The following is a 13,813-nucleotide window of genomic DNA, read 5'->3' on the forward strand; positions in this document are numbered from 1 at the left end:
CTGATGCCTACTCCAGCCGCTGCCGGTTGAGAGCGATCAGCGCCTGGTAGTCGGGCCCCGGTTGCTGCTCCGCCATCAGCAGCGCCCACAGCAGCCCGATGTAATCGACCCAGGGCAAAAAGGCCCGGCTCTGAAAGCCGTGTGGGCCGACCGGCCCCCCTGCCCGCTCGCAGTAGGCCTGCTCCAGTGCCTCGCGCTGGGCATCCTGCCAGCCGTGGGTGCGCTGGATGCTGGCCACCTCGAAACCGGGATGCCCGGCGGCGCCATACTCCCAGTCGATGACCCAGGGCCGGCTCCCCAACAAATTAGCCGGATTGAGATCATGATGGCAAGGGAGCCAGCAATCGGCAGGCTCGCGGCTGGCCAGCAGCCCCCGCTCCAGCGCCGGCAGCCAGACCGGCACCCGGGCCAGCCGGGCACGATAGCCTGCACTGTGGGCCCGCACCGCCATCACCACGCTCGGCACCGGCAGCCGGTGCAGCCGCGTCAGCACCCCGGCCAGCAGCACTGGCTGCAACGCAGCCGGGGGCGGCGCCGCCAGCCAGTTCGGCTCGTCGCACCAGTCCAGCAGCATCAGGCCAGTGGCGGGATCGCTGTGATGGCAGGGCAAGGCCAGCCCCTGCCCCACGGCCCCCTGATAGAGCTGCCATTCGGTGGCCCGATCGATGCCAAGGCGCACCGGATCGGGGTGGCCCTGGCGCAAAAAGTGACTGCGCCCCGAGGGGAGGCGCAGTCGATAGTTGCAGTTGGTCAGGCCGCTGGCCAATGGCGCCAGCCGGCCCGAGCGCCAGGGTGGCGGCAGGCGGGCCAGCAGGGCGCGCTCGGCCGCCGCCAGAGAGCCCTCGCTCGACTTACCAGCCAAAGGTGGACTTCTTGGCCTGCTTGCGGATCTCCTTCTGGTCTGCCCACAGCAGCTCGCCGTTTTGCAGATCCATCAGGTTCATGGTCATCTGGTAGTAGACATCCTTCACCTTGCCATTGTCCTTGACGATGCTGGCGAGGTTGCCATAGACCATGTAGCGGGCGCCGGTCTGCTTGCCCAGGCGCACCATGGAGGCAGGATCCACCATGCCGCTGCTCTGCTGGTATTCGAGCTGCTGCTTGACCGCCGCCACCTTGCTCATGTCGACGAAGCGGAACTTGCCGGCGCGCAGCAGCTTGGTACGGATGGTGTCGGTGATGGCCTCGGTGTCGATGTGCTCGGAGGTCTTGTTGCGGATGGAGTCCATGAACATCACCGGACGGCCGCCGGCGGTGATCTCGCTGGTGGCCGGCGACGCCAGCATGGAATCCGCCATCTTGTCGGCGATGGCCTGCAGATCGCTGGAACCGTAATCGACGGTTACCGTCTCGGTTTCGGTCGGGTCGCCATAGCTGACGGTAGTGCTGGAGCAGCCGCCCAGCAGCAGGGCGCCAGTCAGGATCAGCAGGGCATGATTCATTTTCATCAGTAGGATTCCTCAATCACTTCGCGTACGTAAATCCGGTAGCCCCGGGCGGCCGGGCTCGGCGCCAGGGCAGACAGGATGCGGGTCTGATAGCCGTGCAGCTTGAGCGGCGTCCAGCCGCGGCCATCGCTGGCCACCTCCTGCCCCGCCTCATCATACCAATAGAACAGGTATTGCAGCTTGTTGTCGCCGCGCTGGGTGCTGGCCGCCGCCACATTGACCTGCAGCAGGCCGTTCTGTTCGCGCCGGCTGAGCTCGGTCAGGGTGACATTGACGTTTTGATGCTGCTCCGCCACTGGTGCGGCACCCGCCGCCCCATAGAGCGCAACACCGGAGGTATTGGTGGCGCAGCCTGCCAGCAGCAGAACCAGGCCCAGGGCCAACCCGTGTGCTTTCATCTTGCTCTCCTTGCCGGCGACCCCGAGGGGCCCGACCGGTCACTCATGTGTATTGCCATCGTTCGCCGTCACAGCGGCATCACCCGCGTCGTCAGCCCGGCGCCGAGCCGCTGCACCCACACCAGGGTGGTGCGTCCCTGGTGGATGGTGAGCGGCAATTGCCGCTGCGCTGCCCCCGCGCCCAGGGTGAGGACCACCTCGCCCGCAGGCAGCATCCCCTGCCAGCTCGCTGCCTGCGCCGGCAACGTCAGCCAGCTGCGGGTATCAGCCCGCTCCGAGAGGGTATTGAAGATGCCAACCAGAATGTTGCCCACATCGCCCCCCTCCTTGGCCGCGGTGCGCCGCACCTGCTCCTTGGCCACCAGCCGCAGCGCCTGGCGGGTCAGCATGCCGGGCAGCCGCTCCTGCAGATCTTTGGCCGCCAGCGCCTCCAGCCTGACCAGCTCGCTGGTCTGCTCGACCCGCTTGCCCACCGATACCGTGAGCGGCCCGGTGTCGCTGGCCCGATTATCGTAATAGGGGATGGCCACGGTAAAGGTGCGAAAATCGCCGCCGGAGGTGGCAATGGGCAGCGGCAGGAACAGCTCGCGCCGTGCCGGGATCAGCCCATCTTCAAACAGCACCACCAGCTGGCCCTGATCCTTGGCCAGGGGCGGCGCCTTGCGGCCCACCTTTTTCTCGGTCTCGCGGATCTCGTCCGCGGCGCCACGCAGCACAGCCAGGCGCAGCAAGGCATCCTGCAGACTGCGGTTGTCCGGCGCTATCTGGTAACCGCGCTGATAGTCGACCCAGGCATCGTTGAGATCGCCGGCCGCCTCATAGAGCACACCGGAGAAATAGAAGGTGTAGGCGTTCTGAAAACCGTTCTTGACCCGCCCGATCAGCCGGTCGAGCTCGGGGGCGCCGCGCGACATCAGCTGGCGCATCTCCCCTTCGGCCTCGGCCTCTTCGCTCTCATCCTTTGCCTTGCGCACCTCGTCGGCCCGCCGTTTGAGGGCCTGCTCCTGCACCTGGTTGGCGCGGCGCACCTCCACCAGGGCGCCCTCGGCATCCCCGCGCTGCAGGTAGTTGAGAGCCAGATAGTGGTGCAGCATGGTGCGCTCGTAATCGGGCGCCCGGTAGGCCATGGTCTGGTCGTTGGTGAGCAGGCTGCCCGCCTGGGCCAGCCCCTGGCTGACCCGGTACTCGGCCTGATTGTCTTCCCACGCCAGCCGGCTGTCGGCGGCGGCAAAGGCCTGCTTGCTGGCGGCATCCTGACTCGCCAGCCAGGCGATGCGCCCCTGCTCGAGCCGGTCCAGCACATAGGTATCGTCCCCCGGCGTGGAGTCGCGCACCTCGGGCAGCGCCTCGGCGGCATGACCCAGCAACAGCTGGTTGCGCAGCGGCACCATCTGATCGGAATAGGAGACGAACATGTCTTGCCAGTGGGAGGCACACCCCCCCAGCAGGGAACCGGCCAGCAACAGACCGGCCAGAGGAAGGCGCGGCATCACAGGCTGAGCAGGGGTCCCAGCGGCTGGCCGCCGACCAGATGCAGATGGATGTGGTAGACCTCCTGCCCGCCGTGGCGATTGCAGTTCATGATGAGGCGGTAACCATCCTCGGCAATGCCCGCTTCGCTGGCCAGCTTGCGGGCCACGGTGAACATCCGGCCCAGCGCCAGCTCGTGATCCGGCTCCACGTCGTTGACGGTGGGGATCAGCACGTTGGGGATGATCAGAATATGGGTCTTGGCCTTGGGCTGGATGTCGCGAAAGGCGGTCACCAGGTCGTCTTGATAAAGGATGTCGGCGGGGATCTCTTTGCGGATGATTTTGCTGAAAATGGTTTCTTGCGCCATGGATAACTCCTTTATATGAAAAAGAAAATTCAATGCCTGTCTCAAGCGGTTCCAACGCCCGTCATCGAGGCCCGGCAAGTGTGACACAAGCCGACATTTGACACAGCCGTTGTCCCATTCTCTTCAGTTATTGTTAAAAATACCGATAGCCGGAAGACGTCTGCCGACGTTGCTCGCCCACAGTGGTAGCAGGGTATCAAATGGACGGGGTATTCAGGCAAGGGACTTTTGCATATACAGCGGGACAATAATGAAACAAACAATGTCAGACCTCTCCATTTTGCAGAGGGTCTATCTTGGCTTTGCCATCCTGGTGGCCGTGATGGCGGCCACCTCGGTACTCACCTTCCGCAGCCAGAGCGAGCTCAATCAGGCGCTGGATCAGGTCACCCGGCAGACCATGCCGCTGGTGATCGCCAGCAGCCAGACCCAGATCAGCCTGCTCAGCGCCAACAAGTGGCTCACCGACGTGCTGACCGAGCAGGATCTCAAGCAGATCCCGGCCGAAGTGGCCGAGCTGCAGCAGGCCAAGGCGCTGGTCGACCAGACCCTCGCCACCCTCGCCCGGCAGGCGGCGGAGCACCCGGAGCTGCAGGGGGAGCTCGGCGCGCTCAACCAGCTGGTCAAGGACTACCTGCAACTGACCGACACCCTGCCCACCGAACACCAGGCCCTGCTCACCCGGCTCTACAAGGTGAACCAGGCCAAGGGCCAGTTCCAGGTCAGCCTGCCCCAGTTCAAGAAGAACCTGGGGGACATGATGATCACCATCGACGACAGCTTCATCAAGATGCTCTCCGAGACCCTGACCACCAAGCTCTCCGCCATTGAACTCTCCACCATGGATGCCCTCAACCAGAGCATCCCCGCCCCCATCGAGGCGGCGCTCAAGCGCAACAAGATGCAGATCGAGGGCTTCAACAGCACCATCAAGGATCTGCAGGGGGAGCTCAAGGATTTTGACAACAACATGGGCCACTACGTGCACGGCTTCGTGCGCGACACCACCGCCAGCGACGGCGTGCTGGCCCAGTACCTGGCGCTGATGCAGCAGCAGGAGCGGATGCGCGAGCAGAGCAAGCAGGCCAGCAAGCTCATCGTCAACATTCAGAGCAAGCTCGAGCAGATCACCGCCCAGAGCCAGCAACTGATGAACAACAGCATCCGCGCCTCCGGCAAGGTACAGACCCAGAGCACCCTCACCCAGGGGGTGGCACTGGTCATCGCCATCACCATCGCCATCCTGGTGGCCTACACCCTCGGCAAGGCCATTCGCCGTCCGCTCAAGGAGCTGCTGCGGGTGCTGACCGAAGTGACCCAGGGCGACATGACCCAGCGCATCGGTTTTCGCAGCAACAATGAGTTCGGCCGGCTCGGCAGCCAGGTCAACCTGCTGATCGAGCAGATGGGCGAAGTGCTGAGCCAGCTCTCCCAAGCGTCGGCCCAGCTCAACAACGCCGCCCATGACAACCGCCACACCACCGAATCGGTGCGGGCGGACCTGGAAAAACAGCGCCAGGAGACCGCCTCGGTCGCCGCCGCCATGACCCAGATGGAGGCCTCGGTGCGCGAGGTGGCCCAGGCCGCCAACCAGACCCTGGAGCGGGTGATGGACGTGGAGAAAGCCTCCGAGACCGGCCGCAAGGTGATGGCCGGCAACATCACCACCACCCACCAGCTGGCGGGCAAGCTGCAGCAGACCGGCAAGGTGATTGGCGACGTGAGTGCCATGAGCGGCCAGATCGGCAACATCCTCGACGTCATTCGCGGCATCGCCGAGCAGACCAACCTGCTGGCCCTCAATGCGGCCATCGAAGCGGCGCGGGCCGGCGAGCAGGGACGCGGCTTTGCGGTGGTGGCCGACGAGGTGCGCAGCCTGGCCGGGCGCACCGCCCAGTCCACCAGCGAAATCCATACCATGATCGAGAACCTGCAGCAGGGGGTCGCCAAGGCGGTGACCGTGATGCAGGAGTGCTCGCGCGAGATGGACAGCTGCATGGATCAGAGCTCCCACGCCAACAACGCCATGGAGGAGGTGCAGGGCATAGTGGTGCTCATCAGCGACATGTCGAGCCAGATCGCCTCTGCCGCCGAGCAGCAGCAGGCCACCAGCGCCGACATCGCCACCAACCTCAACCGTATCTCCGACATCTCGGATCTCAACTATCAGGGCATAGAGCGGGTGGCCGAGACCAGCCAGCAGCTGGACTCGCTGGCCGAGCAGCAGGAGAGCCTGGTCAAGCGCTTTAGGCTCAGCGCCTGACGCCCACGCCAGCCCCGGCAACGACAAGGCCCCGCAGATGCGGGGCCTTGTTTTTTTACTGGCAAGCGGCGCGGGATCAGGCGTAGGCGATGGCGCCCTTGCCCACCCCTTCATAGGCGACAATCTTGATGAACTTGTCGCCCACGCTCTTCTTCACTTCGCGGGCAATGTAGTGGGCCAGCAGCTCGATGGTGGTGTCGGTGTCGATCATCTCCACCTCCGCCGCCGGCATGGCCAGCTGGAACAGCCCTTGCGGCGCCACATACTTGAAGCCGACGTAGTGCTCGCCAGCCTCTTGCAGGATGGCCTTGGCCTGCTCGCTCAACGCGAGATCGCCGAAGGCCACCCGATCCTCGTCGGTCCCCAGATAGATGTCGGCCCAGCGCTCGGCCCAGTTGAGCTCAAGCTCCTGGTCGCGCTCGCCGTCCACGTGGATCTCGATGGGAGAGCGGTGGCCGTGGGCGATGCGCTGGCAGTTGCCGTCGTGCTTCTTGAGGCCGTGGCTGTAGTGGTAGAAGGCGCCGTCAATGGCCTCCTGGCGCAGGGTCAGCGACAAGTCCTTGATGTTGCCCGGCAGCCGCTTGGCCAGCACCGCCAGCAGATAGCGGGTGACGGACTCCTTGTCTACCTGGGGGGCCGGAATGAAGGCGAAGCCCTGGCTCGGGCAGCGCAGGTGAATGGAGCGACCCGGCCGCAGCAGATCGACGGTGCTCTCGTCACCGTCCAGCTGGGCCACCTGCACCAGGGGGCACTCGGTCGGCACCAGCAGCTTGTGATCCACCTCATCGTCGATGATCGACTTGATCAGTTTCTTGACCCGGCCGAAGTCCAGCAACATGCTCATCTCGTTGAGCTCGCCGCTCATTTCGATGTCCACCAGCCAGCTCTCCCCCACCATACCACGGCGTTCGCACAGGTAGCTGGAGTCGATCACGGTCAAATCTTTTACAAATAACTTCATCAGTCAGGCCTTGCTACAGAGAAAGGGCGGTTTGCGCTATTATGACCCGCGATTATCGGCAAAGGAACTGGAACCCCCCATGAACAAATTGCTTATCAAGAATGCCACCCTGGTCAACGAAGGCCGCATCTATGCCTCCGACGTGCTGATCGAGGGGGAACGGATCGCCCACATCGCCCCGGATATCAGCGCCCCCGATGCAGTGGTGATCGATGCCGCGGGCCGTCACCTCATCCCCGGAATGATCGATGATCAGGTCCACTTCCGGGAGCCAGGGCTGACCCACAAGGGGACCATCGCCAGTGAATCCCGGGCCGCCGTGGCCGGTGGCACCACCAGCTTCATGGAAATGCCCAACGTCAATCCCCAGACCACCACCCTCGATGCCCTCGAAGCCAAATACCAGATAGCCGCCAACTCCTCCGCCGCCAACTACAGCTTCTACCTCGGCGCCACCAACGACAACCTGGAAGAGATCAAGAAGCTCGATCCGAAACAGTCCTGCGGCATCAAGATCTTCATGGGTGCCTCCACCGGCAACATGCTGGTGGACAATCAGGAGACCCTGGCCGCCATCTTCCGCGAGAGCCCGGTGATGATCGTCACCCACTGCGAGGACACCCCCACCATCAAGGTGCTGGAAGACGAAGCCCGCGCCAAGTGGGGCGAGGATGTGCCGATGCGCGAGCACGGCCGCATCCGCAGCGCCGACGCCTGCTACAAATCTTCCAGCCTGGCGGTCTCCCTGGCCAAGCAGTACGGCGCCAAGCTGCACGTGCTGCACCTGACCACCGCCAAGGAGCTGTCGCTCTTCACCGCCACCCCGGATCTGAAGGATCTCAAGGACAAGAACATCACCGCCGAGGTGTGCGTTCACCATCTGTTCTTCAACGAGGCGGACTACGACACCCTGGGCAGCCAGATCAAGTGCAACCCGGCGGTGAAGAGCGCCGCCGACCAGCACGCCCTGCTGGATGCGGTGCGCAATGACGTGCTCGACATCATCGCCACCGACCACGCCCCCCATACCTGGGAAGAGAAGCAGAACAGCTACTTCAAGGCGCCGTCCGGCGTGCCGCTGGTGCAGCACTCCCTGCTGGCCCTGCTGGAGCTCTACCACAACGGGGTATTCTCGCTGGAGACCATCGTCAAGAAGACCTCCCACGCGGTGGCCGAGCGCTTCCAGGTGCAGGATCGCGGCTACATCCGCGAGGGTTACTTCGCCGACCTGGTGCTGCTGGATCTGGGCAAGCCCTACGTGGTCAACGACAGCAACCTGCTCTATCTGTGCGGCTGGTCGCCCTTCAACGGCTACCGTTTCCACAGCACGGTGGAGATGACCCTGGTGAACGGTCAAATAGCCTGGCAAAACGGCCAGGTCACCAACGAGGTGCTGGGCAAGCGGCTCACCTTCACCCGCTGATCCCTCTTGTATGTGCGCCGTCACCACAGTGCCATCACAGGCCGCCCACCCGGGCGGCCTGTTTTTTTGCAGTCGCTCACGGCCCTGTCATGCGCGGTTTTTCGGCGATTGGCGGCACTTTAAGCGCAGATTGCTCGCAAAGCAGGCGAACGATCCCGGAGTGGAATTTCCGCTGTTGACAGGCAGGGTCCATCTCCATAAACTCAGCCCCCGTCAGCCGAGCTGACTCCGTCGGTGTGTAGCGCAGCCAGGTAGCGCATCTGCATGGGGTGTAGAGGGTCGGAGGTTCGAATCCTCTCACACCGACCAAATTCCCCGAGAAAGGCCTTGTCAGATGACAAGGCCTTTTCTTTTTGGCGCGGCGCAGCCCTTAGCGGCACAACGCTGCCCGCATTGTGTCGCCGATCGGTTTGTGCTGTAGTGATGCCGTGTTTTGCCAACCGGTGTTCGAGATGCCCTCTCCCCGCCCCTTTTGCCAGCGTCTGCTGTGGCTCGGCCTCTGCGCTCTCCTGCTGCTCGGCTGCGCTACCCCTTATCAGAGCCAGCCATCGTTCTGGAACGGCCAGACCGGTTTCTCCCAGACCCGGCTCGGGCCTGACAAGTGGCAGCTGGAATTTGTCGGCAACGATCTGGTGAGCCGGGAGACCGCTCGTAAGTATGTGCTGAAACGGGCGGGTGAAGTGGCGCAAGCTGAAGGTTATCAGTGGCTTGAGGTCAATGAATTGACCCTGCAACGGGACGCGGTCAGGGTGACGCCGAGTCGCCCCCTGTTCGGGTTCGATGACGACGAGCCAGATCCCTTTCTGGATCAGCGCACCGTAGAGCACCGCATCTCGGCGTTGCTCATCTTCACCCTCACTCACAGCGCGAAAAACGACCAAACCATGAAAGCCGATTATCTTGCAAACATTAAAATAAACAGCGATTAATATAGCTAAATTGCAAGATCTATATCACATACAACTAATGACAAGATAAAATTCTGCCACAAGGCGCTGGATTTACCCCCCCGGATTAGGCATGCTGCCAGCACACCGGCTGTCAGGAATCTACGGCTCGGATCACAAAAACGGACTGAAGTGGCACCCTTGCCGCTTGAAACGCTCTGCACTTATCAAAACTGGGACCCACCCCATGAAAATGAACAAATTGACGGTTGCCATCCTCATCGCGATGCTGGTTGGTATCCTGACTGGCCAGGGCTATCGCATGTTTGCCCCTGACCAGGCCGCCGGCTTTGCCAGCGACATCACCCTGTTGACCGATATCTTCCTGCGGCTGATCAAGATGATCATCGCCCCCCTGGTGTTTACCACCCTGGTGGTCGGCATCGCCAAGATGGGCGATACCCGCACCGTGGGCCGTATCGGCGCCAAGACCCTGGGCTGGTTCATGCTGGCCTCCCTGCTGTCACTGACCCTGGGTCTGGTGATGGTCACCCTGATGCAACCGGGCGTGGGGCTCTCCCTCTCCCTGCCTGACGACACCGCCAGCTCCGGCGTGGTTGCCAGCGCCATCTCCCTCAAGGATTTCGTCACCCACGCCATTCCCAAAAGCGTGATCGAGGCGATGGCCACCAACGAGATCCTGCAGATCGTGGTGTTCTCCCTGTTCTTCGGGCTGGCTGCCGCCGCACTGGGTGATGCCGCCAAACCGGTGGTGATGCTGATGGCCAGCGCCGCCGAGATCATGCTCAAAGTGACCGGCTACGTGATGAACTTCGCTCCGTTCGCGGTGTTTGGCGCCATTGCCGCCATGGTCGCCAAGGAAGGGCTCGGCATCCTCGCCACCTATGGCACCTTCATGGCGCAGTTCTACCTGGCTCTGGGTTGCCTCTGGCTGCTGCTGATCGCCATGGGCAGCCTGTTTATCCGCCGCCGCATCGTGACCCTGCTGGCGATGATCCGCGAGCCGATCCTGCTGGCCTTCTCCACCGCCAGCTCCGAGGCTGCCTACCCCAAGACCCTGGATCGTCTGGAGAAGTTCGGTTGTGACAAACGCATCGCCAGCTTCGTGCTGCCGATGGGCTACTCCTTCAACCTGGATGGCTCCATGATGTACTGCACCTTCGCGGTGATGTTCATCGCCCAGGCCTACGGCATCGAGCTCTCCATGGCCCAGCAGATCACCATGCTGCTGCTGCTGATGGTCACCTCCAAGGGGATGGCCGGCGTACCGCGCGCCTCTCTGGTGGTGATTGCCGCCACCCTCAACCAGTTCCACATCCCGGAAGCGGGCATCCTGCTGCTGCTCGGCATCGACCACTTCCTCGACATGGGTCGCTCCGCCACCAACGTGCTGGGCAACGCCATCGCCGCCAGCGTGGTCGCCAAGAGCGAAGACAGCCTGGGTGAAACCGAACCTCTGGGTGAGGTGGATACCGCCAAGGCGTGATCCCCGCATCATTCACATACAAACGGCCCGCAGATGCGGGCCGTTTTTTATGTCTCATGGCGACACAGCAAGGCTCAGCACCAACGCCTCACCCGCCGGCAATAATCGGCATAGCCATCGCCAAAGCGGGCCTGCAGCGCCCGCTCCTCCGGCACTATCTGCCAGCGGCTGAGCCAGCCCCACAGCAGCAGCGGGCCGAGCCACACCAGCAGCCCGCCCAGATAACAGGCCAGCGCCATCGTCCAGCAGAGCAGCCCCAGGTACATGGGATTGCGGCTGAGGCGATAGAGCCCGCCCGTTACCAGCGCACTGGCCTGCTCGGGGTGCAGCGGCGTCACCGTGGTGCCCTGGCGGCGAAAGCGCAGCACGCCTCCCAAGCCAAACACAGTGCCCAGCACCGCCAGCAACAGAGCAGCCAGCCACCAACCGGCGCCAATGCCACTCTCGGCGGCGCCCCCCCATCCCAGCATGGCCGCCACGATCAGACCAAACAACAGCAGCGGTGGCACCCGACACTCAAGACTCATCATCTATTGACTCCTGGAGGGTGCCACGATCGGCACCTTGCGTTACACTTCCCGACGGGAATAGCGCCCTGGAAAATTGTCAAAGTTCATAACAATAACAATGCCTTGGCTACACTTTATCCCATCTGCGTGAAAACGGCCCCCTAGCGACCGTCATGCACCTCAACCCAAACAATAAAAAAGGAACCACCCCATGCACAAGAAGACACTGCTGGCCACGCTGATCCTGGGCCTGCTGGCCGGTCAGGCCGTCGCGGCCCCTTACCTGCCGCTGGCCAGCGATCATCGCAACGGCGAAGTGCAGACCGCCAGCAATGCCTGGCTGGAAGTCGATCTCGGCGCCTTCGAACACAACATCCAGACCCTCAAGGATCGCCTCGGTGACAAAGGGCCGAAGATCTGCGCCATCATGAAGGCAGACGCCTACGGCCACGGTATCGACCTGCTGGTGCCCTCGGTGGTCAAGGCCGGCATCCCCTGCATCGGCATCGCCAGCAACGAAGAGGCCCGTGTCGCCCGCGAGAAAGGCTTCGAAGGCCGACTGATGCGGGTGCGCGCCGCCACCCCGACCGAGGTGGAACAGGCCCTGCCCTACAAGATGGAAGAGCTCATCGGCAGCCTGGTGAGTGCCCAGGGCATCGCCGACATCGCCCAGCGCCACCACACCAATATCCCGGTGCATATCGCGCTCAACTCCGCCGGCATGAGCCGCAACGGCATCGATCTGCGCCTGGCTGACTCCAAGGAAGACGCGCTGGCCATGCTCAAGCTCAAGGGGATCACCCCGGTCGGCATCATGACCCACTTCCCGGTGGAGGAGAAAGAGGACGTCAAGCTGGGGCTGGCCCAGTTCAAGCTGGACTCCCAGTGGCTACTGGAAGCGGGCAAGCTGGATCGCAGCAAGATCACCATCCACGCCGCCAACTCCTTCGCCACCCTGGAAGTGCCGGACGCCTACTTCGACATGGTGCGCCCGGGCGGCCTGCTGTACGGTGACTCCATCCCCTCCTACACCGAGTACAAGCGGGTGATGGCGTTCAAGACCCAGGTTGCCTCCGTCAACCACTACCCGGCCGGCAACACCGTCGGTTATGACCGCACCTTCACCCTCAAGCGCGACTCCTGGCTCGCCAACCTGCCGCTGGGCTACTCCGATGGCTATCGCCGGGCGCTGAGCAACAAGGCCTATGTGCTGATCCAGGGCCAGAAGGTGCCGGTGGTGGGCAAGACCTCCATGAACACCATCATGGTGGACGTGACCGATCTCAAAGGGGTGAAACCCGGTGACGAGGTGGTGCTGTTCGGCCGCCAGGGTGAAGCCGAGGTGAAACAGGCGGATCTCGAGGAGTACAACGGCGCCCTGCTGGCGGACATGTACACCATCTGGGGCTACACCAACCCCAAGAAGATCAAGCGCTAAACCAGTCTTTGCCATAAAAAAGGGCTCCCGCGGGAGCCCTTTTGCTTGTTTGCCAATTATGCCGTTTTCTTGCGAGTCACCCAGAGGCTCAACCCCATGGAGGCCAGCAGGATCAGCGCAACCACACCCAATGCAATGCCGGTGGGGATCTTGAAGATATCCAGCAGCAGCATCTTGACCCCGATGAACATCAGGATCAGCGCCAGGCCGTACTTGAGCAGGGCGAAGCGCTCGGCCACGCCGGCCAGCAGGAAGTACATGGCACGCAGACCCATGATGGCGAAGATGTTGGAGGTCAGCACGATGAAGGGATCCGTGGTCACCGCGAAGATGGCCGGGATGCTGTCCACCGCGAAGATGAGATCGCTCACCTCCACCAGCACCAGAATGAGCAGCAGCGGCGTGGCGTAGCGCACGCCATCGCGCCAGACGAAGAAGTTCTCCCCCTCCAGCGTCTCCGTCACCTTGAAGCGGCGACGCATCCAGCCCAGCAGCGGGTTGTTGGCGAGATCCGGCTCCTTGTCGGCCGCCCACAGCATCTTGACCCCGGTCAGCAGCAAGAAGGCGCCAAACAGGTAGAGGATCCAGTGGAACTGCTCGATGAGCCAGCTGCCGGCGAACACCATGCCGGCCCGCATCACGATGGCACCTAGTACCCCGTACAGCAGCACCCGGCGCTGCAGCTCGGCCGGAATGGCAAAGTAGCCGAACAGCATCAGCCAGACGAAGACGTTGTCCACCGCCAGCGCCTTCTCGATGAGGTAGCCGGTGAGGAACTCCAGCCCCTTCTGGTTGGCAATTTCACGGCCTGCACTGTGATCCAGCCAGAACCAGATGGCCAGGTTGAACAAGAGCGCCACGCTGATCCAGATGAGGGACCAGATCCCTGCCTCTTTGAGCGACACCTTGTGCGCCTTGCCACCGCCGACAAAGCGGATATCAATCCATAACAGGACCAGCACTATGCTGAAGAAACCGGCCCACATCCACCATTCACCCATTTTTCACTTCTCCCAAAAACGACAAAACCCACGACCGAGAGGCGTGGGTTTGCGTTTGGAGCAGATACACCTTGCCTCTCGGCAAGGTCTCACTTACAGCCGACTTGCGTCAACTGCCCGGTTGCCGGGTGCACTGCA

Annotated in this window: 13 protein-coding genes and 1 tRNA gene; 6 read left to right on the forward strand and 8 right to left on the reverse strand. The window is 62.8% G+C overall.

What is annotated here, in order from left to right; translation table 11 throughout:
- Positions 1-7: 7 nt before the first annotated feature.
- The 5 genes from R2E40_RS13300 to hinT form a co-directional block, all read right to left on the reverse strand.
- Positions 8-862 carry a choline kinase family protein gene (locus R2E40_RS13300; protein WP_318163584.1) on the reverse strand — a complete coding sequence of 285 codons (855 nt, stop codon included), beginning with the start codon at positions 860-862 and terminating at the stop codon, positions 8-10.
- A complete protein-coding gene (gene lpoB / locus R2E40_RS13305) occupies positions 852-1,448 on the reverse strand; it encodes a penicillin-binding protein activator LpoB (RefSeq protein ID WP_005302153.1) in 597 nt (198 codons plus the stop codon). The genes R2E40_RS13300 and lpoB overlap by 11 nt, the downstream gene beginning before the upstream one ends.
- On the reverse strand, positions 1,448-1,846 hold the full coding sequence (locus tag R2E40_RS13310; RefSeq protein ID WP_318163585.1) for a YcfL family protein: 399 nt from the start codon (positions 1,844-1,846) through the stop codon (positions 1,448-1,450). The genes lpoB and R2E40_RS13310 overlap by 1 nt, the downstream gene beginning before the upstream one ends.
- 68 nt (positions 1,847-1,914) lie before the next feature.
- Positions 1,915-3,336, reverse strand: a complete 1,422-nt coding sequence (locus R2E40_RS13315) for a hypothetical protein (RefSeq protein ID WP_318163586.1) — start codon at positions 3,334-3,336, stop codon at positions 1,915-1,917.
- Positions 3,336-3,686, reverse strand: coding sequence for a purine nucleoside phosphoramidase (hinT, locus tag R2E40_RS13320; RefSeq protein ID WP_010633658.1), 351 nt, complete (start codon positions 3,684-3,686; stop codon positions 3,336-3,338). The genes R2E40_RS13315 and hinT overlap by 1 nt, the downstream gene beginning before the upstream one ends.
- A 262-nt stretch (positions 3,687-3,948) precedes the next feature.
- On the opposite strand from hinT, the gene R2E40_RS13325 reads away from it, so the two are divergent.
- Positions 3,949-5,949: a methyl-accepting chemotaxis protein gene (locus tag R2E40_RS13325; RefSeq protein ID WP_318163587.1), complete on the forward strand. Its 2,001-nt coding sequence runs from the start codon at positions 3,949-3,951 to the stop codon at positions 5,947-5,949.
- Between the two features lie 76 nt (positions 5,950-6,025).
- On the opposite strand, the gene R2E40_RS13330 is transcribed toward R2E40_RS13325, so the two are convergent.
- Positions 6,026-6,910 carry a 6-carboxytetrahydropterin synthase gene (locus tag R2E40_RS13330; protein ID WP_318163588.1) on the reverse strand — a complete coding sequence of 295 codons (885 nt, stop codon included), beginning with the start codon at positions 6,908-6,910 and terminating at the stop codon, positions 6,026-6,028.
- A 79-nt stretch (positions 6,911-6,989) separates the two neighbouring features.
- Between R2E40_RS13330 and R2E40_RS13335 the strand changes: the two genes are divergently transcribed.
- The 4 genes from R2E40_RS13335 to R2E40_RS13350 all read left to right on the forward strand — a co-directional run bounded on the left by R2E40_RS13335 (position 6,990) and on the right by R2E40_RS13350 (position 10,727).
- Entirely contained in the window at positions 6,990-8,333 is a 1,344-nt protein-coding gene (locus tag R2E40_RS13335; RefSeq protein ID WP_318163589.1) for a dihydroorotase, read from the forward strand.
- A gap of 232 nt (positions 8,334-8,565) precedes the next feature.
- Positions 8,566-8,642 (forward strand) — tRNA-Pro (locus tag R2E40_RS13340).
- Between the two features lie 143 nt (positions 8,643-8,785).
- Positions 8,786-9,262 (forward strand): CC0125/CC1285 family lipoprotein, encoded by a 477-nt coding sequence (locus R2E40_RS13345; protein ID WP_318163590.1) that lies wholly within the window; start codon positions 8,786-8,788, stop codon positions 9,260-9,262.
- 205 nt (positions 9,263-9,467) lie between these two features.
- A complete protein-coding gene (locus tag R2E40_RS13350; protein WP_024944897.1) occupies positions 9,468-10,727 on the forward strand; it encodes a dicarboxylate/amino acid:cation symporter in 1,260 nt (419 codons plus the stop codon).
- A gap of 74 nt (positions 10,728-10,801) precedes the next feature.
- Here R2E40_RS13350 and R2E40_RS13355 read toward each other — a convergent pair whose 3' ends face one another.
- A complete protein-coding gene (locus tag R2E40_RS13355; protein ID WP_318163591.1) occupies positions 10,802-11,257 on the reverse strand; it encodes an isoprenylcysteine carboxylmethyltransferase family protein in 456 nt (151 codons plus the stop codon).
- 190 nt (positions 11,258-11,447) lie between these two features.
- On the opposite strand from R2E40_RS13355, the gene alr reads away from it, so the two are divergent.
- The gene (gene alr, locus R2E40_RS13360) at positions 11,448-12,674 is read left to right on the forward strand and encodes an alanine racemase (protein WP_253626416.1); all 1,227 of its coding nucleotides are present in this window, start codon (positions 11,448-11,450) and stop codon (positions 12,672-12,674) included.
- A 56-nt stretch (positions 12,675-12,730) separates the two neighbouring features.
- Here alr and R2E40_RS13365 read toward each other — a convergent pair whose 3' ends face one another.
- Positions 12,731-13,675 carry a TerC family protein gene (locus tag R2E40_RS13365; RefSeq protein ID WP_011706425.1) on the reverse strand — a complete coding sequence of 315 codons (945 nt, stop codon included), beginning with the start codon at positions 13,673-13,675 and terminating at the stop codon, positions 12,731-12,733.
- Positions 13,676-13,813 lie beyond the last annotated feature (138 nt).

It is taken from the genome of Aeromonas sp. CD (genome assembly GCF_033349375.1).
Classification (GTDB): domain Bacteria; phylum Pseudomonadota; class Gammaproteobacteria; order Enterobacterales; family Aeromonadaceae; genus Aeromonas; species Aeromonas hydrophila.